This window comes from Klebsiella sp. F11, from assembly GCF_056712265.1.
In genome coordinates this window covers 3,196,653-3,222,196 of sequence record NZ_CM160060.1, presented here as the reverse complement: position 1 = coordinate 3,222,196, position 25,544 = coordinate 3,196,653, and the positions used below count along the sequence as shown (strand labels likewise).

Here is a 25,544-nt window from a genome sequence, read left to right as displayed (position 1 = left end):
ATTGCTCCTTAATATGCGCGCAGCGTCTGGAAAACCGAGGCCAGCTTGCTGGCGTCTTTAATACCCGGCTGCGACTCAACGCCTGAATTAAAATCGAGTCCGGCACAGCCGCTTTTGGCGGCTTCTACGCAGTTATCGGCGCCGAGTCCGCCTGCCAGCAGGACGTTACGCAGATCCTGGCCTTGCAGAAGCGTCCAGTCAAAACGCTGGCCGCTGCCGCCCTGGCCGTTATCGAAGAGATACTTATCAACGTGCTGCAGGTTGCGTTCCGGCAGCGTGTCGCCCACGCTGAGCGCTTTCCAGATCTGAATTTGGTCCGGCAGCCGCGCGCGCAGCGCATTGATATAGTCCTGGTCTTCGCCGCCGTGTAGCTGAACCGCGGCCAGCCGCAGGCTCTCTGCGCGGTCAGCCACCTCCTGGAGCGGCGTATCGCGGAACACCCCGACGTAGCGCAGCCCGGCGGCCTGGATAATCTCTTTCGCCTGCGCCTCGTTGACGGCGCGCGGCGAGGTCGGAACAAAAATCAGCCCGCCGTAGATGGCGCCGGATTCGTAGGCTACCTGCGCGTCCTGAGGACGGGTCAGGCCGCAGACTTTGTTTTCACCGAGCAGCACGCGCTTCACGGCCGCGTCGAGGTCGTCGTGCTCCATCAGCGCTGAGCCAATCAGGAAGCCGTTAGCAAAGTGGCTGAGATCGCGAACCTCGGCGTAGGTATGAATCCCGGATTCGCAGATCACGGTGACGTCATGGCCCAGGCGCGGCGCCAGCCGGCGGGTGCGGTTGAGGTCAATCGACATATCGCGCAGATCGCGGTTGTTGATGCCGACCACCTTCGCCTTCAGCGCAATGGCGCGCTCCAGCTCCTCTTCGGTACTGACTTCGGTCAGCACGCCCATATTCAGGCTGTGGGCGACGGCGGCGAGCTGGCGATACTGTTCGTCGTTAAGCACCGACAGCATCAGCAGGCAGGCATCGGCCTGATAGTAGCGCGCCAGATAGATCTGGTAAGGATCGATGGTGAAGTCCTTGCACAGTATCGGCTGCGGCGCGATGGCGCTGACGATGGGCAGAAAATCAAAACTGCCCTGGAAATACTTCTCATCGCACAGCACCGAGATCGCTGAGGCGTAGTTCTTATACACTCCGGCGATGGCCGCCGGGTCAAAATCCTGGCGAATCAGGCCTTTCGACGGCGAGGCTTTTTTGCACTCGAGAATAAACACGCTGCGCGTCCCCGCAAGGGCATCGTAAAAGTTACGCTGCGTCGGGACGACCTCGTTTTGAAAACTGGCTAACGGCTGCTGCTGCTTGCGGGCTTCTACCCAAATCGCTTTGTCGGCAACGATTTTTGCTAAAACGGTCTGCATTATTTACCCTCTTGCCGCTAATGCGGTCACTCTGTCATAGGCCGCTCCGCTGCGCAGCACGTCAATCACCTGCCGGGCGTTGGCTTTCAGGTCTTCATGCCCGTGTAAACGCATCAGCATCGCGACGTTGGCGGCGACTGCGGCTTCGTGGGCGGCTTCACCTTTACCTTGTAGTAAGCGCGTCAGAATGTCACGGTTTTCTTCCGGCGTGCCGCCGGCCAGCTGCTCCTGATGATAAGGCGTCAGGCCAAAGTCATCGGCGGTCAGCTGATAGCTTTTGATCTCGCCGTTATTCAGCTCGGCGACCACCGTCGGCGCGTGGAGCGACACTTCATCCATGCCGCCGCTGTGGACCACCGCTGCCCGCTGGTAGCCCAGCACGCGCAGGGTTTCGGCGATAGGCAGCACCAGCTCCGGGCTGTAGACGCCAATCAGCGCCAGCGGCGGATGCGCCGGGTTAATCAGCGGCCCCAGCACGTTGAACAGCGTCCGGGTCTTCAGCTGCTGACGGACCGGCATCGCGTGGCGGAAACCGGTATGATATTTCGGCGCGAACAGGAAGCAGACGCCCAGCTCATCCAGCGCGGCGCGGGATTTATCGGCGTTCATATCGAGGTTGATGCCGAACGCGGCCAGCAGGTCGGAAGAGCCTGATTTGCTGGAGACGCTGCGGTTGCCGTGCTTCGCCACCTTCAGCCCGCAGGCGGCGGCGACAAAGGCGCTGGCGGTAGAGATATTGATGCTGTTGCTGCCGTCGCCGCCGGTGCCGACGATATCGGCAAACAGATAGTCAGGGCGCGGGAACGGCGCGGCATTTTCCAGCAGGGCGGTGGCCGCTCCGGCAATCTCCTGCGGCTGCTCGCCGCGCACCTTCATGCTCACCAGGGCGGCGGCCAGCTGCTCGGGCTTCACCTCGCCGCGCACCACCGCTGAGAACAGCTGGTGGCTCTCCTGCTGGCTGAGGGTTTCCGCCTGATATAGCTTTTCCAGAATCGGCTGGATGGTATTGGTTTGCTCCAGCTTCTGCAGCGCCCAGGCCAGCGTTTGCTCCATCAGACGCGCGCCCTGGGTGGTAAGAATCGACTCCGGGTGGAACTGGAAGCCGCAAACGCGATCGGCATCATGACGCACCGCCATCACCATCCCGTTATAGTTGGCGTTGATGGTCAGCCCGGCCGGAATATTGCTGCCGACCAGCGAATGGTAGCGGGCAACCGGCAGCGGGTTAGTCAGGCCGGCAAACATCGCCTGGCCGTCGTGCTCGATGCTGGAAGCTTTACCGTGCAGGATTTCGCCCGCCTGGCCGACGTAGCCGCCGTAGGCTTCAACAATCGCCTGATGGCCAAGGCAGATACCGATAATCGGCAGCTTGCCGCGCAGCCGGGTCAGCAGCTCCGGCATGCAGCCGGCTTCGCTCGGCGTGCCAGGGCCCGGGGAGAGCATCAGCACCGGATTGTCCATCGTGCCGATACGCTCAATTAAGGTCTGTGCCGGAACCGAGTTACGGTAAATCACCACGTTATGGCCGTTGGCGCGCAGCTGGTCCGCCAGGTTATAGGTAAAGGAATCGATATTATCGAGCAGCAGAATGTCGGCCATTAGAAAGTCTCCTTCGCGTGGTGGGCCTGGGCAATTGCGCGCAGCACCGCGCGAGCTTTATTTCGGGTTTCATCTGCTTCGGATTGAGGCACCGAATCGAGGACAATACCGGCGCCAGCCTGAACGGTGGCCACGCCGTCCTGCACGTAGGCGGAGCGAATCACGATGCAGGTATCCAGGTCGCCGTGGGCGGTGAAATAGCCGACGGCGCCGCCATAGCTGCCGCGACGCTTGCCTTCAGCGGCGGCGATCAGCTGCATCGCCCGCACCTTCGGCGCTCCGCTCAGGGTGCCCATATTCATACAGGCGCGATAGGCATGCAGAACGTCGAGGTCATGGCGCAGTTCGCCGACCACCCGGGAAACCAGGTGCATGACGAAAGAGTAGCGGTCGACTTTGGTCAGATCGGCCACGTAGCGGCTGCCCGGGGTGCAGATACGGGCGAGGTCGTTACGCGCCAGATCGACCAGCATCAGGTGCTCGGAGAGCTCTTTATGGTCGGTGCGCATTTCGAGTTCGATCCGGCTGTCGAGATCGCGGTCCAGCGAACCGTCGGCGCGGCGGCCGCGCGGGCGGGTACCGGCAATCGGGTAGATCTCAATCTGGCGGTTGACGGCATCGTACTTCAGCGAACTCTCCGGGGACGCGCCGAACAGGGTGAAGTCGTTATCCTGCATAAAGAACATGTACGGGCTCGGGTTGCTCTTCTTCAGCACGTCGTAGGCCGCCAGCGGCGACGGGCAGGGCAGAGAGAAGCGGCGCGATGGCACAACCTGGAAAATTTCGCCGGCGCGAATTGCGCGCTGCATTTTGCGGACCACGGCGCCGTACTCGTCGTCGCTCTGGTCGCAGTCGCAGGTCATCTGCTCTACCGTGGTGACCGGCAGCGCAGCCGGCGGCTCGTTGAGCTGCTGGCGAAGCTGGGCGATGCGTTGCGTCAGACGCTGCTTTTCGCTCGCCAGCGGCGTGAACAGGCTCGACTGGATGCGGGTGCTTTTGCTCTGGTGATCGATAACCAGCAGCGTTTCCGCCAGGTAGAAGCAGTAGTCCGGGCAGGCGGTGTCGCTCTCCAGAGGCGGCAGGTCTTCGAAACCGGCCACCAGGTCATAGGCAAACAGGCCGCCGAAGAACATCGCTTCGCGCTCATCGTGCGGCACGGTCACCAGCTCCTGCAGCAGGCGGAAGGCGTCAAAGACCGACAAAGAGCACAGGCGGGCGTCTTCATCCAGCAGGGCGCTGACCGGTGGGAAGGTTAAGGTCCTGCCGTTCGGCTGACGCAGATTTTCGATGCCGGAGGGCAGAGCGTTGTCGAGTAAATCCAGCAGCGACGCGCCGTTGCTGGAAAGCGCCTGAATAGTGACGGTGTCACCTAATGCGGTGATGCGCAGCGCGCTGTCAACCAGCAGCAGGCTCTTTAAATCGTCTTTACTGTCGATATCCGCAGACTCCAGCAGCAGGGTTGCCGGACGCGCGCCGCACAGCTGGTGGAACAATGCCGTCGGGTTTTCGCGGTAGATGGCGTTGCTGGTGAGAAGCTCGAGTGCCGGTTTTGTTGTTTGCATTATTGTTCTCGCCTTTCGGTATAATAATTTGTCCAATAAAAAGCCCGCTCATGGCGGGCCGGGTATCTGTATGCTGAGTGCAAAACGCGATCACGCCGCCCGTTATCAGGAGGTGCGCCACCAGCCGTGCAGAGTGATAATTTGCGTTTCCATCGTAATACCCCTTCATGTGAACTTGCGTACTAGTTAACTAGTCCAGAGGAATAATGTCAACCCCTGTTTGCAGATTTTCTCCGCGAGTCGGTATGATAATGCGCTTATTTAAGTCCATGTCCAGCAGGAGTCATCTTGAGCGATACCCTTTACGCAGTGATTTACGATCTGCATAGCCATACCACCGCCTCTGACGGGCGGCTGACTCCGGAAGAACTTGTCCATCGTGCCCACCAGATGCGGGTCGGGACGCTGGCGATTACCGATCACGATACCGTTGCGGCCATTCCCGCGGCGCGGGCGGAAATTGCCCGCACCGGCCTGCCGTTGACGCTGGTGAGCGGGGTGGAGATTTCAACCCTGTGGGAAAACCATGAAATTCATATCGTGGGCCTGAATATAGATATTGAGCATCCGGCGCTGCTGGCCCTGCTTGATGAGCAGAAGGCGCGCCGCCAGCTGCGGGCGCAGATGATTGCCGAGCGGCTGGATAAGGCCCGAATTCCCGGGGCGTGGGAAGGGGCAATGAAGCTTGCCGACGGCGGGGCGGTGACCCGCGGGCATTTCGCCCGTTTCCTCGTGGAAGCCGGCCATGCCAGCAATATGGCCGATGTTTTTAAAAAATATCTTGCCCGTGGGAAAACCGGTTACGTTCCGCCGCAGTGGTGTACAATAAAACAAGCGATTGATGTCATTCATCATTCTGGCGGCAAAGCGGTTGTCGCTCATCCCGGGCGCTACGATCTCTCCGCCAAGTGGTTGAAAAGGCTGTTGGCCCACTTTAGCGAGCAGGGCGGCGATGCCATGGAGCTGGCTCAGTGTCAGCAGGCGCCGCATGAGCGCACGCAGCTCGCCGCGTACGCCGTCCAGTTTGGTCTGCTGGGTTCACAGGGGTCTGATTTCCATCAGCCCTGCCCGTGGATTGAGCTGGGGCGAAAACTTTGGCTACCCGCAGGTGTAGAAGGGATCTGGCACAGCTGGGAAACGGCCGCAGAATAAAATTGAGAGGGAAGTATGAGCCAGTTTTTTTACATCCATCCGGACAACCCGCAGGCGCGGTTGATTAACCAGGCGGTGGAGATCGTGCGTAAAGGCGGGGTGATTGTCTACCCCACGGATTCAGGCTACGCATTGGGGTGTAAGATTGAAGATAAGGGCGCGATGGAGCGGATCTGCCGCATTCGTCAGCTGCCGGACGGCCACAACTTCACCCTGATGTGCCGCGATCTCTCGGAGCTTTCGACCTACGCGTTTGTCGACAACGTGGCGTTCCGCCTGATTAAAAACAACACCCCCGGCAACTACACGTTTATCCTCAAAGGGACCAAAGAGGTGCCGCGCCGTCTGCTGCAGGAAAAGCGTAAAACCATCGGCATGCGCGTGCCGTCGAACCCGATTGCCCAGGCGCTGCTCGAGACCCTGGGCGAGCCGATGCTCTCCACCTCGCTGATGCTGCCGGGCAGCGAATTCACCGAGTCCGACCCGGAAGAGATTAAGGATCGGCTGGAGAAGCTGGTCGATCTGATTATCCACGGCGGCTATCTCGGCCAGCAGCCGACCACGGTTATCGATCTGACCGAAGATTCGCCGGTCGTGGTACGCGAAGGCGTTGGCGACGTGAAGCCGTTCCAGTAACCAGTAACGGAATCCCTTCTCCCCGGCAGCATCGCGATCCAGGCTGCCGGGATCGCGACAGGCTTACCCCATCGGAGCCTGATACCATCGCCGCGCTTTTGGACATCGTTGAGAAAAAACGTTTATTTTCGGCTAAATAATAATTTTTATTAACGGCTTGCAACTCAAATATAGATTGTAACATGGCCGTGCATTTATTTTTGGTGACCCTGGAAAGCCAATATATAAAACTGTCGGCGGCGCTAATGCCTTTTATTAAATCAATATACGTTTTCTGCATTAGCTTATTTTATTTCTGCGATTAGATGGCCGGGAAAGTGAAAACTCCAGGCTTCATCCAATAACCATGCCTTGACCTTTTCCTGCGTCGCCGAGGCGGGTTTAGCGCTGGCGGAAATCAGGTAATAGCCGCGTTCGGTACGGTGCATCGGGCCGCACTGTACTAGCTGTTTACTGGCCAGGAACGGCGCGATCAGAGGCTGCCAGCCGAGGGCGATCCCCTGGCCTTCCAGAGCGGCCTGGATCACCAGGGAATAGGCGTTAAAGGTCCGGGAAGCGGCCTGGTGCGGCCCGCGTACCTGATGCTGGCGGAACCAGTCGTCCCACGTCATCCAGCGCTGGGGCAGGGATTCCGGCAGCTTCAGCAGGGGATAATTCAGCAGAGATTCGGGAGAGGCGGCTGGCGCCATTTCTTGCTTAATCTTTTGATTGCAAACGGGAATGACAATTTCAGGGAACAGCCGCTGGTTCTGCGTTCCGGCCCAGTTGCCCTGGCCAAAATAGATAGCCAGATCCGCGCTGCTGTCGCGAGGGTTATAGTCGTTAGGTGAGGTGGTTATCTGTACCTCCACCCCCGGAATTAGCGCCTGCAGCCTCTCCATCCGGGGTAAGAGCCAGTAGCTGGCAAAACCCATATCGGTATCGATGCGCAGGACATTACGCCGCAGGCGCGTGCGTTCGAGCTGCTCGCTGATTTCCAGTAGGCTGCTGCGGACGATCAGATACAGACTATTGCCGGATTCGGTCAGCTGCACGCCGCGATGACGGCGTTCAAATAGCGGTGAATTGACCAGATTCTCCAGCATCTGAATACGCTGACTGACTGCCGGCTGCGACAGCCCGAGCTCATTGCCGGCTGCGGTAAAATTACCTAAGCGCGCCGCCGCTTCAAATACCACCAGCGCCTGTAAAGGCGGAAGCTGTAATTTCCCTGCCATAAATTCACCTTATGCCATGATAAAAAAATAGCCTCTTCACAGGGCCTGGCGATACATGAGATAAGGCTAACACGTTTTATTCATTATTTTACTTTGCAGGTAGGTCATGCTTATAAATAAACCGAATATCGTTATTCTGATGGCCGATCAGTTAACTGCCAGCGCCTTAAGAGCATACGGGAATAACGTCAGTCTGACGCCAAATATAGATAAATTAGCCCGTGAAGGGGTGGTATTTGATTCCGCCTATTGCAACAGCCCGCTGTGCGCGCCATCGCGGGCATCGTTGATGACCGGGCAGCATATTTCCCGTAACCAGGTGTATGACAACGCCGCCGAGTTCCACGCCGACTCGCCGACCTTTTGCCATTATCTGCGCGAACAGGGCTACCGCACCTGGCTGTCGGGGAAAATGCACTTCTGCGGCCCCGATCAGCTGCACGGCTTTGACGAACGGCTGACAACAGATATCTACCCCGCCGATTTCGGCTGGACGCCGGACTGGCAACACCCGGAACGCCGCCTCGACTGGTATCACAACATGAGTTCGGTGCTGGAAGCCGGCGAGTGCGTGCGCACCAACCAGCTCGATTTCGATGATGAGGCATTATTCCTCGCCCGCCAGCGACTGTATGACGCCGCCCGTCGCCGCGAAGAGCAGCCGTTCATGCTGCTCCTTTCGCTAACGCATCCCCACGATCCTTTCGCGATACCCAAACGCTACCTCGATCGCTTTGCGCAAAAAGATATCGATATGCCCGTCATGCGCGGTAAAGATATTGCAGACGATGCGCATTCGGCGCGGATGCGCACCATGTATCAGCTGGAACCGGGCTTGATCCACGATGAGCATATTCGGCGCGCCCGCCACGCCTACTACGGCGCCCTGGCCTACGTTGATGATTGCTTTGGCGAAATGGTGCGTACCCTCGAAGAGACGGGACTGGCCGAAAATACCGTGGTGGTGGTGATTGCCGATCATGGGGAAATGCTCGGCGAGCGCGACCTGTGGTACAAGATGAACTTCTTCGAGAACGCCGTAAGGGTGCCGTTAATCGTGCATAACCCCGCGCGCTTCGCGGCCCGTCGGGTCAGCGAAAGCGTATCGCTGGTGGACCTTTTACCCACGCTTGTCGAGCTGGCCAGCGGCGAAGATCGCAAAGCGCGGGCTATCGCCCCGCTGGACGGCAACAGCCTGATGCCGCATCTACAGGGGCAGCCTGGGCCGGACGGCGCGGTGAGCGAATATCTCGCCGAAGGCGCGCTCGGGCCGATGCTGATGTTTCGCCGGGGCGAGTGGAAATATATTCATTCCGCCAGCGAGGCGCCGCTGCTGTTCAATTTACGCGACGATCCCCACGAGCGGGTAAACCTGGCGGAGAATGAGCATTATCAAACGGTTGTGCAGGCGTTCGCCGATGAAATTCGGGCGCGCTGGGATCTTGAGGCCCTATACCAACAGGTGCTCGCCAGTCAGCAAAAACGGCTGTTTTTGACCCAGATCGCCGGACGGGATGCCATTCCGAACTGGGACTATCAGCCGTTTCAGCGCGCATCAACGCGCTATATCCGTAACCATCAAACCCTGGATGAGCAAGAGGCGTTCGCCCGCTATCCTTCCCCCGTGAAACACCAGGAATCATAATGAAAATAAAACGCATGACCCGACCGGAACTGCTGGCGCGCGCGATGGAGCGTCAGCGGCGGATCGCGCTCCTCGGCCTGCAGCCGCGCGCCATAAACACGCGCTTGTGGCTGGTCTACCTCAGCGGCGGCGAACCGGCAAAACCCGCGGTTATGCGCGATCTCGGGCTATGAGTCATCATATCAAGCAGTTCCAGCTGATGGCGAAGCCATCGGGAGCGGTGTGCAATATCGCTTGCACCTACTGCTACTATCTGGAAAAGCAGCGGCTCTATCCGCAGCAGCAGGCCCGCTGGAAAATGGACGGTGCGACGCTGGAAAACTACGTGCGGAAAAATATCGCCAGCCAGCCGGCGCAAACGGTTCATTTTCACTGGCAGGGCGGCGAGCCGACTCTGCTCGGGATTGACTTTTTCCGCGAGGCGCTGCGGCTGCAGGAACGCTACCGCGGCGGCAAGCGCATCGACAATGTTTTTCAGACCAACGGGATAAAGCTCGATGATAATTGGGCCCGCTTCCTGAAACAGCACGGTTTTCTCGTCGGCCTCTCCCTCGATGGCGATCGCCTCAGCAATGATGCATATCGCCTGACGCGCGGGGGAAAAAGTACCTTCGACGCCGTTATTCGCGGTCTGGAGGCGCTGAAGCGGCACAACGTAGACTTCAACACTTTGACGGTGGTGAATGCGGAAAACGTCAAACGGCCGCTGGAAATCTACCGCTTCCTTAAGCATATCGGCAGCCGCTACATGCAGTTTATTCCGCTGGTGGAGCGGCGAGCCGCGCAGCCCGATGCCAACGGATTGACGCTGATTGCTCCTGATTTTTCCGCCCAGTGCCGGGTGACCGAATGGTCGGTACCGGCCAAAGCGTACGGGCGCTTTCTCAACGCTATCTTCGATAGCTGGGTGCAAAACGATATGGGAAGCGCATTCGTGATGAATTTTGAACAGACGCTGGCAAAAATAGCCGGCCGATCCGGCTCCTGCGTGATGAGCGAAACCTGTGGCGACAATCCGATCGTCGAGTCCAACGGCGATATCTATTCCTGCGATCATTTCGTTTATCCCGAGCATAGGCTAGGCAACATCAACCACGATAGCCTCTCGGCGCTGGTTAACTCGGCGCAGAATATTGCTTTTGCCCGGCGTAAGCGGACCAACATCGGCCGCGAATGCCTTAACTGTTCGCTCCGTCCGCTCTGCAACGGCGGCTGCCCGAAGCACCGCTTCATGCTGTCCGACGATGGACGACCCAACAAGAATTACTTCTGTGACGGCTACAGGCTGCATCTGCGCCACGTTTTACCGATTATGCAGACGCTGTTGACATTGATGCAGCAGGGGCTCGCGCCGGAGAGGATCAGGAAAGCCCTCGCACAGCATTATTACCGGCAGAGCGGAGGCGCTGAGGGCGGCGACTGAGCGCCGCAGCCTCCGGGGAGAAGCGCCATGCCTTCGACATTTTATTGCTGCCTGGCGCAGGATTTCGCTCCGGGGCAGGGATAAATGACCGCGGCTGGTTCATAATCAATGCAGCCCACCTCCGGACACCGCTGCCGGGGCGCGGCGAATATAAGCTGAAGAAGCATTCATTTTGAAGTTAGTGTAATATGAGCGACCACGTTTGCAGGCGTGCCTCAGTCGTGACGGTTATCAGACTCCGGCTGCGGTACCCCTCGGGACAAAAGTATTTACCCAACAGCAGGTCATGGCTTTATTAACTTGTTGTTTCATAAAGTATATCAGACGCCTGGGAAGGCGACACCTTAAGGAAGCTCAATGAGCGAGAAACTACAGAAAGTGCTGGCGCGCGCCGGCCACGGCTCCCGCCGTGAAATTGAATCTAAAATCGAAGCTGGCCGCGTCAGCGTCGATGGCAAAATCGCCACCCTCGGCGATCGCGTAGAAATTGTTCCTGGTTTAAAAATTCGTATCGACGGCCATCTGATTTCGGTGAAAGAGTCCGCCGAGCAAATTTGCCGCGTTCTCGCCTACTACAAGCCGGAAGGCGAGCTCTGCACCCGCAACGATCCGGAAGGCCGCCCGACGGTCTTCGACCGTCTACCGAAGCTGCGCGGCGCGCGCTGGATCGCGGTCGGTCGTCTGGACGTGAATACCTGCGGTCTGCTGCTGTTCACTACCGACGGCGAGCTGGCGAACCGCCTGATGCACCCGAGCCGTGAAGTTGAGCGTGAATATGCCGTACGCGTGTTCGGCCAGGTCGATGAAGACAAGCTGCGCCAGCTGTCGCGCGGCGTGCAGTTGGAAGATGGCCCCGCGGCCTTCAAAACCATCAAATTCACCGGCGGTGAAGGGATTAACCAGTGGTATAACGTCACGCTGACCGAAGGACGCAACCGCGAGGTTCGTCGTCTGTGGGAAGCGGTTGGCGTTCAGGTGAGCCGCCTGATCCGCGTGCGCTACGGTGATATTCTGCTGCCGAAAGGCCTGCCTCGCGGCGGCTATACCGAGCTGGATCTGGCTCAGACGAACTACCTGCGCGAGCTGGTGGAGCTGCCGGCGGAAACCGCCTCTAAGGTGGCGGTAGAGAAAGACCGTCGTCGCGTGAAGGCGAACCAGATCCGCCGCGCGGTTAAGCGCCACAGCCAGGTAGGCAGCGGCAATAACCGCCGCTCCGCGGGTCGTAATAAAGACTGATGCCATAACGTCCGGCGGCTCCCGCCGGACGCTTATTTCCCCTCCCCGATGTGATTCCTTTCACACTTCCGTATAAAGACAAAAAACGGGAAATACCCGGACAAATAACGCAAAGTGAAGCGGCGACGAACGCCATATACTGGCAATACTGATTACAAAAACAGGTAGCCAAAAATGGATACAGCAGGAAAACTATCGGCAAGCTATACTCACGATACTTCAAGATGCATGTTGTGTTGCCACAGAGTGCCGTTGTTATGACGGACTCACAAGATGACATCATGCATCTTGAAGTTTAATGGGTATATGTTGTCATCGGCGTCAAAGAAAAAATAGGCTATGGCTTCGGCGACTTTGCTTCTAATTTATCATTTGGTTTTGTTTCGCTGTTTTTACTCTTCTTTTATACCAATATTTACGGCATTAGCGCGGTGCAGGCCAGTCTGATATTTGTTATTGCGCGGGTGATTGATGCCATCTTCAATATTCTGATTGGCTTTGCGGTTGATAAAACGCACAGCCGTTACGGTAAATTGCGCCCCTGGTTATTATACGGTTCGATTCCGCTCGGTTTTCTGACGGTGCTGTGCTTTGTGCCGTTTGGCGGCGAGGCGAAATTTTATTTTGGCCTAATCTCTTATACTATATATTGTCTGGCGTATACCGCGGTAAATACGCCGTACTCGGCGCTGACTAATCGCCTGACGCAGCATGAAGCCTCGCGCTCGTCGCTGTCGGTATATCGCTTCGTGCTGGCGATCGTCGGCTATTTAATTGTTTCGACGACCGCTGACCTACTGATTTCACCGTTTACCGATAAACAGACGGGCTACGTTTTCGCGGTCTCGTGCTTTGCGCTGCTGGCTACCTTCCTGTTCCTCGCCTGCTTTGGCATGACCAAAGAGCGGGTGGGCGATCGAGAGGACGAGGTACCGGCGCCCACGCTGCGCGAGATGCTGCGCGCGGTGACCGGCAATATACCGCTGCTCAACCTGTCGTTGTTTACGGTATTTTTCTACATCGCCTATACCGTCTGGATGGCGATCGCGATCTACTTCATTAAATATATTATTGGCAGCGAAGGCTATACCGCAACTTTCTTTATGATTCAGTCCGCTGCGTATATCATTGGGACGGTTATTTCTGAAAAAATAATTGCCCTGATGGGCAAAAAGAAGATGACGCTGCTGGCGCTGGGGATAGGTATTCTAGGCGTACTGATGCAGTATTTTGTCGCTGGAAATAATCTGTGGCTGATTATGACCGGGGTGTGCCTGTACAGTATTACGCTGGGAATGGGCTTTGTGGCAATGTGGTCGATGATTGCCGACACCGTAGAATATGCCGAATGGCACCATGGCGTGCGCACCGAAGGCGCTATTTACGGCTTCTTTAATTTCATTACTAAAATTGCGATGGCGATTGGCGGCGGCTGCGCGGGATGGATGCTGGACTATTATCATTATGATGCCGGGAATATTACGGCGAGCGCCATTAACGGAATTAATATCCTGATGACATTATTCCCCGGGGTCATGTTTGCTCTGAGCGCGATATTCGTCGGGTGCTATTCGCTGGATGAAAAAACCTACCGCGATATTGTCCATAAAATTAGCCTGCGCAAGCAGGATGCGCTTTAACCTCAGGGAGCCAGAGAGATGAGTAGTGAATTTAATACCGTGATTGCCGCGATGACGGCCGAAGAAAAAGTGGCGCTGCTGACCGGCAGCGGCCTGTGGCGCACGGCGTCGCTGCCGCAGCATGGCATCAGCGATATCGTTATGACCGACGGCACCTACGGCGTGCGCTACAGCAGCGCGCAAATCGACGGCAGCGAAAAATGGAGCATGGATGACTTTATTTCGGTCATCACCCAGACCGCCGACCAGGCCAGCGCGGAGGAGCCGGCGGTTAAAGGGGGCAGCGAAGCGCTGTTCAGCGCCTCCCTGCCGGCAACCTGCTTTCCCAACGGCTCCAGCCTGGCCTGCAGCTGGGACGTGGAGCTGGTCTATCAGATGGGCCAGGCGCTGGGCCGCGAGTGTCAGCAGATGGGGGTTGGGATCCTGCTGGGGCCCGGCATCAATATTCGCCGTACGCCGCTTGCCGGCCGAGGCTATGAATATTATGCCGAAGATCCGGTCATCTCCGGGGATATCGCCGCGGCGCTGATAAACGGCCTGCAGCGCGAAGGGGTGGGGGCCAGCCTGAAGCATTTTGCCGCCAATAACTCTGAATACCGCCGTACCGAGATGGATTCGATAATCGAAGAGCGGGCGCTGCGGGAGATCTACCTGGCGGGGTTCCAGCGGGCAATCGCGAAATCGCAGCCGTGGACGGTGATGTCCTCCTACAATCGCCTGAACGGCGTCCAGACCTCGCAGGATCCCTTTTTACTCACCCAGGTGCTGCGCGACGAGTGGGGCTACGACGGGCTGGTGATGTCCGACTGGTACGGCATCAAGGACCGCCCGGCGTCGCTGCTGGCGGGCAACGATCTGGCGATGCCGGAAACCCGGCGCGACAAGCAGACGCTGCTGGCGGCGATCGAATCGGGAGAGGTTCCTCAGGAGGCGGTCGACCGCGCCTGCCGGAGAATGCTGGCGCTGGTGGGGAAGGTACAGCGCCACCGCCGTCCGGAGACGAAGGCCGATTTCGCGGCCCACCACCAGCTGGCGCAGCGGCTGGCCGGGGAGTCAATTGTCCTGCTGAAAAATGAAGATAATCTCCTGCCGCTGAGCCCGGAGCGCAGCCGCCGGATTGCGGTACTGGGCAAACCGGCGCAGGAACCGGTGATTCAGGGATCGGGCTGCGCCACCACGGTTCCCTACCTGCTGGATCGTCCGCTGGATGAGATCTTCGATCTTGCGGGCGATGACTTTACCGTCACCTGGGCGGTTGGCGCCCCGGATGATTTGCGCTGCGACGAGCAGGCGCTGGCGCAGGCGCGGGCGGTAGCTCAGGAGGCGGACGTGGCGGTTATCTTTGTCAGCACCGCGGTGGGGGAAGATGGCGAAAACGGCGATCGTCATGATTTAAATATCCTGGCGGTACATGAACGACTGATTCGCGAAGTGGCGGCGGTGCAGCCCAACGTGGTGGTGGTGCTGGCCAACAGCGATGCGGTGGTGATGCCGTGGCTGGCTGAGTGTAAAGCGCTGCTGGAAACCTTCTTCGCCGGCCAGGGCATGGGCCGGGCGGTGGCGGAAATTCTCTTCGGCCAGCGTAACCCCTGCGGTAAACTGACGGTGACGGTGCCAAATACGTTGGAAGAGACGCCGGCGTGGCTACACTACCCGGGAGAGAACCTGCGCCACTATTACGGCGAAGGGCTGTTTGTCGGCTATCGCTACTATGACAAACGCCGGATGACGCCGCTGTTCCCGTTTGGTTTTGGCCTGAGCTACAGCCGGTTTAGCTACGATCGGCCGGGGCTTTCAGCCTCCCGCGTCGGGCCTGAGGATACGCTGACCGTGTCGTTCACCCTGACCAACGACGGAGATCGGGCGGGGAAAGAGATCGCGCAGCTGTACGTTAGCGCGCCGGGCGGCGAGCCGATCCGCGAAGAGCAGGCGCTGAAGGCGTTCTGTAAAGTGGCCCTTGCTCCCGGCGAGAGCCGCCGCGTCAGCCTACAGTTGCCGATCGCCGAGTTGGCCTGCTATCACCCGGGGCTGGCGGATTGGGTTATCACGCCGGGCCGCTGGTAGGTGCGGATCGGCGGATCTTCGCGCGATCTGCCCCTCGCTGTCGAAGTCGATGTGGTCTGCCCGCCGCGCTACGTGCCGCTGCGTGATGACAATTCGCTGCAGCAGCTGATCCAACAGCCCGAGGCGCTTGACCGGGTGGTTGCCCTGATTGCGCGCAAGAGCCAGCTGCCGCCGGCGCAGATCCGCGACCGGCTGATCCAGCTGGCGCCGGATCTCTTCTGCGGCCTGCTGATCGCCCTGACGGAGTTTTTGGCGCTTGATATCGACCGCGATGAGCTGAATCGCGTCCTTGCCGGGCGCGAATAATCGTCCGACTACAGGAGATGGCGCATGTTTCCCTTTTCAGTCACCCACCCCCGTTCGGCGACAGAGGCCGGGCGGCATACGGTTAACAGCGGCTATGAGCTGATCGCTTTTGACGCCGAGAAGCTGAACGCGTTCGCCGCCGAGGTGCGCTACTGCGAACCGCACTGGCATCCTGCGCCTGAGCTGATAACCGTGCTGACGGGACGATTTTCTATCGTTGTCGGCCAGCAGAGCGTGGAGCTGGCCCAGGGAGACATGCTGTATATCAACGCCGAGGCGGTGCACTCTTTATGCGCCGGGGAGGCCGGCAGCCAGCTGGTGACCGTGCAGTTTTCACCGGGCCTGTTCGACGAGCTGCATCCCGCGCCGGTGCTGAGCTGGTGTACTCAGGGGCGCAGCCGCACCGAGGCCGACGTCGCGGTGCGCCAACGGCTGCAGAGCCTGTTAAGGCAGCTGATTGACAACCGCGCCCCGTTTCAACGTATCGCGACGATCTATCTGCTGCTCGATGCCCTGGTGCTGGCGGGGGAAGCGGTACCGCAGGCGGAAAGCTCGCTGCGGGAAGAGGCGATGATAAAGAAAGGCATCGACTTTATTAACCAGCATTTTGACCAGCCGCTGACCCTGAGCGAGGTGGCGAGCCGCAGCGGAATGAGCTATTCGTGGTTCTCGCGGCTGTTTAAGAAGGTGAGCCGGCATAATTTCAAGGAGTATCTGACGCTGGTGCGGCTGAACAAGGCGAAGACGCTGCTGCGCGATACCCGCACCCCGATCACCGAAATCAGCCACAGCTGCGGCTTTCAGGAGCATAAGTACCTGATTGCCGCCTTCAAAAAATACGCCGGGCTGACACCGACCGAATACCGTAAGCGCTTTATCTCCCGACAAAATAGTATCGAGAGCGTACTGGCGCCGGGCGAAGATTGCCTGTGCCTGCCGCTAAACGACACGCTGCTGGAGAGGCTGGCTCTTAGTAATCAATGCCCATCTGCGCCTTGATACCGGCGTCAAAGGCGTGCTTAACCGGGCGTAATTCGCTGACGGTATCGGCAAACTCGATGATGTCGCGGTGGCAGCCGCGGCCGGTGATAATCACCGTTTGCCGGGCCGGGCGATTGCGCAGCGCGTTAAGCACCTCTGCAAGCGGCAGATAGTCGTAGGCCACCATATAGGTCAGCTCGTCGAGCAGAACCATGTCGAGGCTCTCGTCGGAAAGCATGCGAAGAGCGTGCTGCCACACGGCAAGGCAGGCGGCGGTATCGCTTTCGCGATCCTGCGTATTCCAGGTGAAACCGGTCGCCATCACCTGAAACTCGACCCCGTGCGGCTCCAGCAGATTGCGTTCGCCGTTCGGCCAGGTGCCTTTAATAAACTGGATCACCCCGGCCTTTTTACCGTGCCCGATTGCGCGGGTAACGGTACCAAATCCGGCGGTGGTTTTACCTTTGCCGTTGCCGGTAAAGACGATGACGATCCCGCGTTCTTCCTGGGCTGCCGCGATTCGGGCGTCAACCTTCTCTTTTACCCGCTGCTGGCGTTCGCGGTGGCGTTCTTCACTCATTGGGCCATTCCTGGTTTGCGCCCTGGCTGGGCATCGAAGGTCATTCCCGTTTTGCGACGGCTATCATCGCCCATCAACCACAGGTAAACCGGCATGATATCGGCGGGGGTTTTCAGCTTTTGCGGATCTTCCGTCGGGAAGGCGCTGGCGCGCATTTGCGTGCGCGTGCCGCCCGGATTGATGCAGTTGACCCGCAGGTGGCGGCTCTGATACTCCTCCGCCAGCACCTGCATCATCCCTTCGGTAGCGAATTTTGACGCCGCGTAGGCGCCCCAGTTGGCGCGCCCCTGACGGCCTACGCTTGATGAGGTGAAAACCAGCGAACCGGACTCGGATTTGAGTAATAAAGGAAGCAGCGCCTGGGTCAGCATAAAGGTGCCGTTGACGTTGACCTGCATAACCTGTTGCCAGACTTCCGGCTTCTGCTGGTCCATCGGGCAGACGTCGCCGAGCAGACCGGCGTTGTGCAATACGCCGTCGAGGCGCGGGTAGTGGACGCTTATCTGCTGTGCCAGCTGCTGGCACTCCTGCGGGGTGCAGGTGAGCAGATCGAGGGTAAACCAGGGCGCCGGGATGCCGCCGTCCTGCTCAATTTCCTGCGCCACGCGGCGCAGCTTCTCTTCATTACGGCCAACCAGGATAACGCTGGCGCTGTAGCGGGAGTAGGTCAGCGCGGCTTCGCGGCCGATCCCGTCGCTGGCGCCGGTTACCAGGATGATGCGATCTTTCAATAAATGATTCTGCGGCTGATAGTGCACGGTGACTCCTTGGGTGACCTGCTGACGGGTCACGCTTTCTCTGCGGTCGCTCACTTTTGCGTTTTATGCCTGAAACGGCTGGGTAATGCAATCGGCGAAGCGGAAACTCTTTGCGGAATTAATATCTTGCAACGATTTCACCGTCGCTGAAAAAAACGGGAAGGCGCCACGCACACGACACAAAGCGCAGAGACTTCCCGGCAAAGGCTGATGTACACTGTGCTTCAACGTCAGTGGCTTACACAAGGTGAAAACGTGGAATTACTTGCTCAATATGGCTTGTTTTTGGCCAAAATAGCGACCGTTGTCGTCGCTATTGCGGTTATCGCCGCAATTATCGTTAACCTCGCCCAGCGCAAGAAACAGCGCGGGGAGCTGCGGGTCACCAACCTTAGCGAACAGTATAAAGAGATGCGGGAGGAGCTGGCGGTAGCGTTGCTCGACGGCCCGCAGCAGAAGCTTTGGCATAAAGCGCAAAAGAAAAAGCTCAGGCAGGAGGCCAAAGCCGCGAAAGCGCGGGCGAAGCTCGGCTCTACGGAGCCAAACGGCAAGCCGCGCGCCTGGGTACTCGACTTTAAAGGCAGCATGGACGCCCACGAGGTGAGCAGCCTGCGCGAAGAGATCACCGCCGTACTGGCAACGGCGAAAGCGCGCGATCAGGTCATTATCCGCCTGGAGAGCCCCGGCGGCGTGGTGCACGGCTACGGCCTTGCCGCCTCGCAGCTGCAGCGCCTTCGCGACAAGCAAATTCCGCTGACGGTGGCGGTAGATAAAGTCGCCGCCAGCGGCGGCTACATGATGGCCTGCGTTGCCAATAAAATCGTCTCGGCGCCGTTTGCCATTCTCGGCTCCATCGGCGTGGTCGCACAGATCCCTAACATTAATCGTTTCCTTAAAAACAAGGATATCGATATCGAGCTGCATACCGCCGGGCAGTACAAGCGCACCTTAACGATGCTCGGTGAAAACACCGACGAGGGGCGGCGCAAGTTCCGGGAAGACCTGAACGATACCCATCAGCTGTTTAAAGATTTCGTCCACAAAATGCGGCCGACGCTGGATATTGAACAGGTGGCAACCGGCGAGCACTGGTACGGCGTGCAGGCGCTGGAGAAAGGGCTGATCGATGCCGTCGAAACCAGCGATGAGCTGCTGCTGGGGCTGATCGATAGCCACGACGTGATTAGCGTGCGTTACCAGCGGAAGAAAAAGATGCTTGATCGCTTCACCGGCAGCGCCGCTGAGAGCGCCGACCGCCTGCTGCTGCGCTGGTGGCAGCGGGGGCAAAAACCGCTGATGTAGGAAAAATAACGCGAGGCTCTGGCCTCGCGTTATCGTTTCATGCCCCGTCGAAAGTCAGGGCTTAATCGACCAGATGATATTTTTCAGACAGCGCATGCGCCAGGTATTTAAACATGTTAAATACCGCCGTGCTCTTCGCCGTAGGCAGACCCTGCTCATCAAGATAAAACTCGCCGCTAAATACCAGAATGCCGTTACGCTGAACGACGTCGGTGGCTTCGATCCCGGCAAGCGTATCTTCATGTTCGCGAATAAGTTTATTGGCTTTTTCAAGCAGAGTCTGGCGATCGATTGGTTGGGTGGTACCTTGCATAACGGCCTCCTGTGATGCTTTGCGCAATAGTCTACGCCGCACGGCGGGCAGGGGCAAATTTTCCACTTACTCTGCAGGGATACTGACAACGGCATGAGAAACATGACTTTACTGGCAGGATTCGCTTTTGCATGCTAATAAAGTTGCGTAACGAATTTTATCAGGTACAGTGTGACGCTTTCAGCGATCTGGCAGCAGATTTGCTTGACATTCGGCCAAAAATTATTCGTGCTATGTCACCTGATCAGACAAGTCAGTAAGCCCGGCTATCTGGTTTTATGGACGTGAGACCGGACGTGCAGAGGGTTGATATCCTTCAACGACGACGCAACATATGACGGACGTCGCCAGCGGATGGTGAAGCAATGTGCGATGTATTCCTGGATGAATCAAATTAGGTAAGGTGAATATGGGTAAAGCTCTCGTTATCGTTGAGTCCCCGGCAAAAGCCAAAACGATCAATAAGTATCTGGGTAATGACTACGTGGTTAAGTCCAGCGTCGGTCATATCCGCGATTTGCCGACCAGTGGCTCAGCTTCCAAAAAGAGCGCCGACTCTACCGCCACCAAAGGGGCCAAAAAGCCTAAAAAGGACGAACGTAGCGCTCTGGTTAATCGCATGGGCGTCGACCCGTGGCATGACTGGGATGCGCAGTATGAAGTACTCCCGGGTAAAGAAAAGGTAGTTTCAGAACTCAAGCAGCTGGCGGAAAAAGCCGACCACATCTATCTCGCAACCGACCTTGACCGCGAAGGGGAAGCCATCGCATGGCACCTGCGGGAAGTTATCGGTGGTGATGAAAAACGCTATAGCCGCGTTGTATTTAACGAAATCACCAAAAACGCGATCCGTCAGGCGTTTGACAAGCCGGGCGAGCTGAATATCGATCGCGTTAATGCCCAGCAGGCGCGCCGCTTTATGGACCGCGTTGTGGGCTATATGGTCTCTCCGCTGCTGTGGAAAAAAATCGCCCGCGGCCTCTCCGCAGGCCGCGTTCAGTCCGTTGCCGTGCGCCTTGTGGTTGAACGTGAACGCGAAATTAAAGCCTTCGTACCGGAAGAGTTCTGGGAAATTGACGCCAGCACCACCACGCCGGGCGGAGACGCTTTAGCGCTGCAGGTCACCCACAAGAACGACAAGCCGTTCCGTCCGGTCAACCGCGATGAGACCATGGCTGCCGTCGCGCTGCTGGAGAAAGCCGGCTACAGCGTGCTGGAACGCGAAGATAAGCCGACCAGCAGCAAACCGGGCGCGCCGTTCATCACCTCGACTCTGCAGCAGGCGGCCAGTACGCGCCTCGGCTTCGGGGTGAAGAAAACCATGATGATGGCGCAGCGTCTGTATGAGGCTGGCTACATCACCTATATGCGTACTGACTCCACGAACCTGAGCCAGGATGCGCTGAGCATGGTGCGCGGCTACATCGGCGATAACTTTGGTAAAAAGTATCTGCCGGAGAGCGCCAACCAGTACGCCAGCAAAGAAAACTCGCAGGAAGCGCACGAAGCGATTCGTCCTTCTGATGTGAACGTGATGGCGGAAGATTTAAAAGGCATGGAGTCTGACGCGCTGAAGCTCTATCAGCTGATCTGGCGCCAGTTTGTTGCCTGTCAGATGACGCCAGCGCAGTACGACTCCACCACCCTGACGGTGAAAGCCGGCGACTTCAAGCTCAAGGCGCGTGGCCGTACCCTGCGTTTTGACGGCTGGACGAAAGTTATGCCTGCGCTGCGTAAGGGCGATGAAGATCGCGTCCTGCCGGTGGTCAATCAGGGCGACAGCTTAAGCCTGGTCGAACTTAGCCCGGCGCAGCACTTTACCAAACCGCCAGCGCGCTTTAGCGAAGCATCGCTGGTTAAAGAGCTGGAAAAACGCGGCATTGGCCGTCCGTCAACCTATGCGTCGATCATTTCGACCATTCAGGATCGCGGCTACGTTCGGGTAGAGAACCGTCGCTTCTATGCGGAAAAAATGGGTGAGATCGTCACCGATCGTCTGGAAGAGAACTTCCGCGATCTGATGAACTACGACTTTACCGCGCAAATGGAGGACCGCCTCGACCAGGTGGCAAATCATCAGGCCGAGTGGCGGCAGGTGCTGGATAGCTTCTTCGGCGACTTTACCGGGCAGCTCGAAACGGCGGAGAAGGATCCGGAAGAGGGCGGCATGCAGCCTAACCCGATGGTGCTGACCAGCATCGACTGTCCGACCTGCGGTCGCAAGATGGGTATTCGTACCGCCAGCACCGGCGTATTCCTCGGCTGCTCCGGCTACGCGCTGTCGCCGAAGGAGCGCTGTAAAACCACCATTAACCTGGTGCCGGAAAACGAAGTGCTCAACGTGCTGGAAGGCGACGACGCCGAAACCAACGCGCTGCGCGCTAAGCGCCGCTGCCACAAGTGCGGCACGGCGATGGATAGCTACCTTATCGATCCTAAGCGTAAGCTGCATGTCTGCGGTAACAACCCGACCTGCGACGGCTATGAGATTGAAGAGGGCGAGTTCCGCATTAAGGGTTACGATGGCCCGATAGTTGAGTGTGAAAAATGTGGCTCCGAGATGCACCTGAAAATGGGGCGCTTCGGTAAGTACATGGCCTGCACCAACGACGAATGTAAGAATACGCGCAAAATTCTGCGTAATGGGGAAGTGGCTCCGCCGAAGGAAGATCCGGTTCCGCTGCCGGAGCTGCCGTGTGAGAAATCGGACGCTTACTTTGTTCTGCGTGACGGCGCCGCCGGCGTATTCCTCGCGGCAAACACCTTCCCGAAATCCCGCGAAACTCGCGCGCCGCTGGTTGAGGAGCTGTTCCGCTTCCGTGACCGCCTCCCTGAGAAGCTGCGTTATCTTGCCGATGCGCCGCAGCAGGATCCGGAAGGCAACAAAACGCTGGTGCGTTTTAGCCGTAAAACCAGGCAGCAGTACGTTGCGTCTGAAAAAGAGGGCAAAGCCACCGGCTGGTCAGCCTTCTATATCGACGGCAAATGGACTGAAGCTAAAAAGTAAGCGCCTTTCCCCTAAAAAGGGCCGCACCGCGGCCCTTTTCTTTTCCGTTCTCCGCTGAAATCCTTGAGGTTTTGCTGCGTTCCCCCGGTCTTATAACCGCCTTATTATTTTCTGTTAGCGTCTATACACTGTAGATATAAATGATATAGTGGTTATAGTTAATCCCTTTTTTATTATTAAATCGTCTTACTACATTCTCGTTTCAGGACGCCGTGCGGCGCCAGGGCGGTGAAACGCCGCGGCGCGCGGCCTGTTTTTCGCAGGCGGCCTGAACGTCAACTGGACCAGACGAATTCATTTTTACGCGTTAACGGATATCAGCCATGAAACTACAGCAACTCCGCTACATCGTTGAGGTTGTTAACCATAATCTGAATGTCTCCTCTACCGCCGAAGGCCTGTATACCTCGCAGCCCGGCATCAGCAAGCAGGTGCGCATGCTGGAAGATGAGCTGGGTATTCAGATTTTTGCCCGCAGCGGCAAGCATTTAACTCAGGTGACGCCTGCCGGTCAGGAGATTATCCGCATTGCCCGCGAAGTGCTGTCGAAGGTTGACGCCATCAAATCAGTGGCGGGCGAGCACACGTGGCCGGATAAGGGGTCGCTGTACGTGGCGACCACTCATACCCAGGCCCGCTATGCGCTGCCTGGCGTGATTAAGGGCTTTATTGAACGCTATCCGCGCGTCTCGCTGCATATGCATCAAGGCTCGCCAACGCAGATTGCCGAGGCGGTATCGAAGGGGAATGCCGATTTTGCCATCGCTACCGAGGCGCTGCATCTCTATGATGACCTGGTGATGCTGCCGTGCTACCACTGGAACCGTTCGATTGTCGTGACCCCTGAGCATCCGCTGGCCTCCAGAGGCTCGGTGACGATTGAAGAGCTGGCCCAGTATCCTCTGGTGACCTACACCTTTGGCTTTACCGGGCGCTCCGAACTCGATACCGCGTTCAACCGCGCCGGCCTCACGCCGCGCATCGTTTTCACCGCGACCGATGCTGACGTTATCAAAACCTACGTTCGCCTGGGGCTGGGGGTGGGGGTTATTGCGAGCATGGCGGTCGATCCTGTGTCCGATCCGGACCTCGTCAAACTCGACGCCAACGGCATTTTCAGCCACAGCACGACGAAAATAGGCTTCCGTCGTAGTACCTTCCTGCGTAGCTATATGTATGATTTTATTCAGCGTTTTGCTCCGCACCTGACGCGTGACGTGGTAGATACTGCGGTGGCGCTGCGTTCGAATGAAGATATTGAGGCGATGTTTAAGGATATTAAACTGCCTGAGAAATGATTTGGCGAAATATTCGGCATCCCATCCCCGGGATGCCAATACTTATAATGGCCCGTATTTAACATTGTAAACCTCGTATAACTCACAAATTTCATTATTCTTTTTAACACGGTTGCAATTATACCTACCCCGATCAAATTAACGGTTAAAGATAATAATTCTGAGCAAAATTCACTGGATTAATACAAAGTCCATAATTAATATTTAACTGTACCTGATAATTTCAACGATTGGTGGTGAAGATATGATAAGTGATATCGATTATATGAAGTTGGCGATGTCACAGGCCGGTGACAAGACGGAAGTGGATCCTGTGTTGAGAAGTCGGGCCTGGGGCGCTGTGTTTATCGGGCTGGCAATGTTCTGGAGTATCGTTGCACTAGTCATCTGTAACGTCTGGATCGTGAGCTAAGCGACGCTTTTTCGTCTCGCTGAAAGTGTCACTTTTATGACAGTAAGAACCTCGGTGTTTATTCCAGTTTAATAAACCAACGGCATTAAGGAGGATATATTTCGCCACGATGGTTTTTAATCAACAATCCATACCTTTGAACTAATCGTCAGTGAACCGGCGATTAGTTCTTTTTCGCGTTTTGCTACTTAGAGCCTATCCCAATAGGATTTTGTTCCAGACAATGATGCCGCAGGCAAAATGCAACATGGCCTCGTAATTTTCGGCCTTCTTTTCCCATCGGGTCAGAACCCGGCGAAAGCGATTCATCCAGCTATGAGTCCTCTCGACAACCCAGCGATGGGCTTTGAAGTCGGTGTTTTTACCTGCATCAGACTCCTCTTTACGGGACTGGATATGCGGCTCGTAGCGGCGGCTCTGTAGATACGTTTTCAGCCAGCCAGCTTCGTAACCTTTGTCCAGGCAGAGTCTGAGTTTTTGCCCCGGACGCCCCGTCTGAAGTGCATCGAGCGTATCTGCAACCAGTTTGATATCGTGCGTGTTCGCTGCTGCAACAACCAGCGACAGAGGAAGCCCGTTGGCGTCTGTCAGCAGGCTACGCTTTACGCCTTGTTTCCCTCTGTCCGTGGGATTACGGCCTGTTTTTTTGTTCCTGACAATGGCGATTTGGTCATACAGCCGTCCATCGACAGCCAGGACCAGTCAATGCCGTCCAGATGTTCGCAGGCAAGCAAACCGTTCTGCCAGAAGCGTTCGAAGACTCCCGCATCGCGCCATTCCTGGAAGCGTCGGTGTGCAGAACTCGATGAACATATCCCGGTGGCGTTCAGGGCGTTCCACTGGCAACCGGTCCTGAGGACGAAGAATATGGCATCCATGGCAGCACGGTTATCAACGCGTCTACGATGAGTCCCCAGTGGGTGGCTGGTTTTATGCTCCGGGATGAGTGGAGCCATTTTTTCCCATAGTTCGTCGCTGATCTGCCACTTGCTACCCGCCATACATTCCCCCTCAGAAATTACCGTAACGTATTATACGATAATTCC

At 57.4% G+C, this 25,544-nt stretch carries 21 protein-coding genes, 1 pseudogene and 1 other annotated feature; of the genes and pseudogenes, 13 read left to right on the top strand and 9 right to left on the bottom strand.

Annotated elements, in window-relative coordinates; genetic code table 11:
- Positions 1–8: 8 nt before the first annotated feature.
- From trpCF to trpL, 4 genes are all read right to left on the bottom strand, one after another.
- Complete coding sequence (trpCF, locus tag AC1M2H_RS15935; protein WP_480148081.1) at positions 9–1,367, bottom strand: bifunctional indole-3-glycerol-phosphate synthase TrpC/phosphoribosylanthranilate isomerase TrpF; 1,359 nt, start codon at positions 1,365–1,367, stop codon at positions 9–11.
- Between the two features lie 3 nt (positions 1,368–1,370).
- Positions 1,371–2,966: a bifunctional anthranilate synthase glutamate amidotransferase component TrpG/anthranilate phosphoribosyltransferase TrpD gene (gene trpD / locus AC1M2H_RS15930; RefSeq protein WP_480148080.1), complete on the bottom strand. Its 1,596-nt coding sequence runs from the start codon at positions 2,964–2,966 to the stop codon at positions 1,371–1,373.
- Positions 2,966–4,528, bottom strand: coding sequence for an anthranilate synthase component 1 (locus AC1M2H_RS15925; RefSeq protein WP_480148079.1), 1,563 nt, complete (start codon positions 4,526–4,528; stop codon positions 2,966–2,968). The genes trpD and AC1M2H_RS15925 overlap by 1 nt, the downstream gene beginning before the upstream one ends.
- A 34-nt stretch (positions 4,529–4,562) precedes the next feature.
- Positions 4,563–4,657: a sequence feature (Trp leader region), on the bottom strand.
- Positions 4,634–4,681, bottom strand: a complete 48-nt coding sequence (gene trpL, locus AC1M2H_RS15920; RefSeq protein WP_480151959.1) for a trp operon leader peptide — start codon at positions 4,679–4,681, stop codon at positions 4,634–4,636. (Overlaps the previous feature by 24 nt.)
- A gap of 135 nt (positions 4,682–4,816) precedes the next feature.
- On the opposite strand from trpL, the gene rnm reads away from it, so the two are divergent.
- On the top strand, positions 4,817–5,680 hold the full coding sequence (rnm, locus tag AC1M2H_RS15915; RefSeq protein ID WP_480148078.1) for an RNase RNM: 864 nt from the start codon (positions 4,817–4,819) through the stop codon (positions 5,678–5,680).
- Between the two features lie 15 nt (positions 5,681–5,695).
- Positions 5,696–6,316 (top strand): L-threonylcarbamoyladenylate synthase, encoded by a 621-nt coding sequence (locus AC1M2H_RS15910; RefSeq protein WP_095096985.1) that lies wholly within the window; start codon positions 5,696–5,698, stop codon positions 6,314–6,316.
- Between the two features lie 284 nt (positions 6,317–6,600).
- Here the strand turns inward: AC1M2H_RS15910 and AC1M2H_RS15905 are convergent, their stop codons facing one another.
- Positions 6,601–7,533 (bottom strand): LysR substrate-binding domain-containing protein, encoded by a 933-nt coding sequence (locus AC1M2H_RS15905; RefSeq protein ID WP_480148077.1) that lies wholly within the window; start codon positions 7,531–7,533, stop codon positions 6,601–6,603.
- A gap of 106 nt (positions 7,534–7,639) precedes the next feature.
- On the opposite strand from AC1M2H_RS15905, the gene betC reads away from it, so the two are divergent.
- From betC to AC1M2H_RS15870, 7 genes and pseudogenes are all read left to right on the top strand, one after another.
- On the top strand, positions 7,640–9,178 hold the full coding sequence (betC, locus tag AC1M2H_RS15900) for a choline-sulfatase (protein WP_480148076.1): 1,539 nt from the start codon (positions 7,640–7,642) through the stop codon (positions 9,176–9,178).
- Complete coding sequence (locus AC1M2H_RS15895) at positions 9,178–9,351, top strand: hypothetical protein (protein ID WP_480148075.1); 174 nt, start codon at positions 9,178–9,180, stop codon at positions 9,349–9,351. The genes betC and AC1M2H_RS15895 overlap by 1 nt, the downstream gene beginning before the upstream one ends.
- Positions 9,348–10,601 (top strand): anaerobic sulfatase maturase, encoded by a 1,254-nt coding sequence (locus tag AC1M2H_RS15890; RefSeq protein WP_480148074.1) that lies wholly within the window; start codon positions 9,348–9,350, stop codon positions 10,599–10,601. Before AC1M2H_RS15895 ends, AC1M2H_RS15890 begins: the two co-directional genes overlap by 4 nt.
- 357 nt (positions 10,602–10,958) lie before the next feature.
- On the top strand, positions 10,959–11,837 hold the full coding sequence (gene rluB / locus AC1M2H_RS15885) for a 23S rRNA pseudouridine(2605) synthase RluB (RefSeq protein ID WP_480148073.1): 879 nt from the start codon (positions 10,959–10,961) through the stop codon (positions 11,835–11,837).
- A 314-nt stretch (positions 11,838–12,151) separates the two neighbouring features.
- Complete coding sequence (locus AC1M2H_RS15880; protein ID WP_480151958.1) at positions 12,152–13,477, top strand: MFS transporter; 1,326 nt, start codon at positions 12,152–12,154, stop codon at positions 13,475–13,477.
- Positions 13,478–13,495: 18 nt separating this feature from the next.
- A pseudogene (locus AC1M2H_RS15875) lies at positions 13,496–15,847 on the top strand (beta-glucosidase family protein).
- A gap of 24 nt (positions 15,848–15,871) precedes the next feature.
- On the top strand, positions 15,872–16,846 hold the full coding sequence (locus AC1M2H_RS15870) for a helix-turn-helix transcriptional regulator (RefSeq protein WP_480148072.1): 975 nt from the start codon (positions 15,872–15,874) through the stop codon (positions 16,844–16,846).
- Here the strand turns inward: AC1M2H_RS15870 and cobO are convergent.
- Together cobO and AC1M2H_RS15860 are read right to left on the bottom strand one after the other, a co-directional pair.
- On the bottom strand, positions 16,818–17,408 hold the full coding sequence (gene cobO, locus AC1M2H_RS15865) for a cob(I)yrinic acid a,c-diamide adenosyltransferase (protein ID WP_480148071.1): 591 nt from the start codon (positions 17,406–17,408) through the stop codon (positions 16,818–16,820). The two genes, AC1M2H_RS15870 and cobO, sit on opposite strands and share 29 nt — an antisense overlap.
- The gene (locus tag AC1M2H_RS15860; RefSeq protein WP_480151957.1) at positions 17,405–18,166 is read right to left on the bottom strand and encodes a YciK family oxidoreductase; all 762 of its coding nucleotides are present in this window, start codon (positions 18,164–18,166) and stop codon (positions 17,405–17,407) included. The genes cobO and AC1M2H_RS15860 overlap by 4 nt, the downstream gene beginning before the upstream one ends.
- Before the next feature lie 255 nt (positions 18,167–18,421).
- On the opposite strand from AC1M2H_RS15860, the gene sohB reads away from it, so the two are divergent.
- Entirely contained in the window at positions 18,422–19,468 is a 1,047-nt protein-coding gene (gene sohB / locus AC1M2H_RS15855) for a protease SohB (protein ID WP_480148070.1), read from the top strand.
- A 61-nt stretch (positions 19,469–19,529) separates the two neighbouring features.
- On the opposite strand, the gene AC1M2H_RS15850 is transcribed toward sohB, so the two are convergent.
- Positions 19,530–19,781, bottom strand: coding sequence for a YciN family protein (locus tag AC1M2H_RS15850; RefSeq protein WP_041145184.1), 252 nt, complete (start codon positions 19,779–19,781; stop codon positions 19,530–19,532).
- 409 nt (positions 19,782–20,190) lie between these two features.
- On the opposite strand from AC1M2H_RS15850, the gene topA reads away from it, so the two are divergent.
- The 3 genes from topA to AC1M2H_RS15835 all read left to right on the top strand — a co-directional run bounded on the left by topA (position 20,191) and on the right by AC1M2H_RS15835 (position 24,498).
- Complete coding sequence (gene topA / locus AC1M2H_RS15845; RefSeq protein ID WP_480148069.1) at positions 20,191–22,788, top strand: type I DNA topoisomerase; 2,598 nt, start codon at positions 20,191–20,193, stop codon at positions 22,786–22,788.
- A gap of 323 nt (positions 22,789–23,111) precedes the next feature.
- Positions 23,112–24,086, top strand: a complete 975-nt coding sequence (cysB, locus tag AC1M2H_RS15840) for an HTH-type transcriptional regulator CysB (RefSeq protein WP_004861036.1) — start codon at positions 23,112–23,114, stop codon at positions 24,084–24,086.
- A 244-nt stretch (positions 24,087–24,330) separates the two neighbouring features.
- Positions 24,331–24,498 carry a YmiA family putative membrane protein gene (locus tag AC1M2H_RS15835; protein ID WP_071844914.1) on the top strand — a complete coding sequence of 56 codons (168 nt, stop codon included), beginning with the start codon at positions 24,331–24,333 and terminating at the stop codon, positions 24,496–24,498.
- 195 nt (positions 24,499–24,693) lie between these two features.
- On the opposite strand, the gene AC1M2H_RS15830 is transcribed toward AC1M2H_RS15835, so the two are convergent.
- Positions 24,694–25,499, bottom strand: a protein-coding gene (locus tag AC1M2H_RS15830; protein ID WP_480147878.1) for an IS5 family transposase whose coding sequence is annotated in 2 segments (ribosomal slippage) — positions 24,694–25,146 and positions 25,149–25,499 — 804 coding nt in all. Because the reading frame shifts where the segments join, the coding sequence is not laid out codon by codon here.
- Between the last annotated feature and the right edge of the window lie 45 nt (positions 25,500–25,544).

Bases quoted from the DNA above. Each gene is read 5' to 3' on its own strand.
- trpCF (WP_480148081.1), bottom strand. From the start codon at position 1,367: ATGCAGACCGTTTTAGCAAAAATCGTTGCCGACAAAGCGATTTGGGTA.
- trpD (WP_480148080.1), bottom strand. From the start codon at position 2,966: ATGGCCGACATTCTGCTGCTCGATAATATCGATTCCTTTACCTATAAC.
- AC1M2H_RS15925 (WP_480148079.1), bottom strand. From the start codon at position 4,528: ATGCAAACAACAAAACCGGCACTCGAGCTTCTCACCAGCAACGCCATC.
- AC1M2H_RS15910 (WP_095096985.1), top strand. From the start codon at position 5,696: ATGAGCCAGTTTTTTTACATCCATCCGGACAACCCGCAGGCGCGGTTG.
- AC1M2H_RS15905 (WP_480148077.1), bottom strand. From the start codon at position 7,533: ATGGCAGGGAAATTACAGCTTCCGCCTTTACAGGCGCTGGTGGTATTT.
- betC (WP_480148076.1), top strand. From the start codon at position 7,640: ATGCTTATAAATAAACCGAATATCGTTATTCTGATGGCCGATCAGTTA.
- AC1M2H_RS15895 (WP_480148075.1), top strand. From the start codon at position 9,178: ATGAAAATAAAACGCATGACCCGACCGGAACTGCTGGCGCGCGCGATG.
- AC1M2H_RS15890 (WP_480148074.1), top strand. From the start codon at position 9,348: ATGAGTCATCATATCAAGCAGTTCCAGCTGATGGCGAAGCCATCGGGA.
- rluB (WP_480148073.1), top strand. From the start codon at position 10,959: ATGAGCGAGAAACTACAGAAAGTGCTGGCGCGCGCCGGCCACGGCTCC.
- AC1M2H_RS15870 (WP_480148072.1), top strand. From the start codon at position 15,872: ATGTTTCCCTTTTCAGTCACCCACCCCCGTTCGGCGACAGAGGCCGGG.
- cobO (WP_480148071.1), bottom strand. From the start codon at position 17,408: ATGAGTGAAGAACGCCACCGCGAACGCCAGCAGCGGGTAAAAGAGAAG.
- AC1M2H_RS15850 (WP_041145184.1), bottom strand. From the start codon at position 19,781: ATGCAAGGTACCACCCAACCAATCGATCGCCAGACTCTGCTTGAAAAA.
- topA (WP_480148069.1), top strand. From the start codon at position 20,191: ATGGGTAAAGCTCTCGTTATCGTTGAGTCCCCGGCAAAAGCCAAAACG.
- cysB (WP_004861036.1), top strand. From the start codon at position 23,112: ATGAAACTACAGCAACTCCGCTACATCGTTGAGGTTGTTAACCATAAT.
- AC1M2H_RS15835 (WP_071844914.1), top strand. From the start codon at position 24,331: ATGATAAGTGATATCGATTATATGAAGTTGGCGATGTCACAGGCCGGT.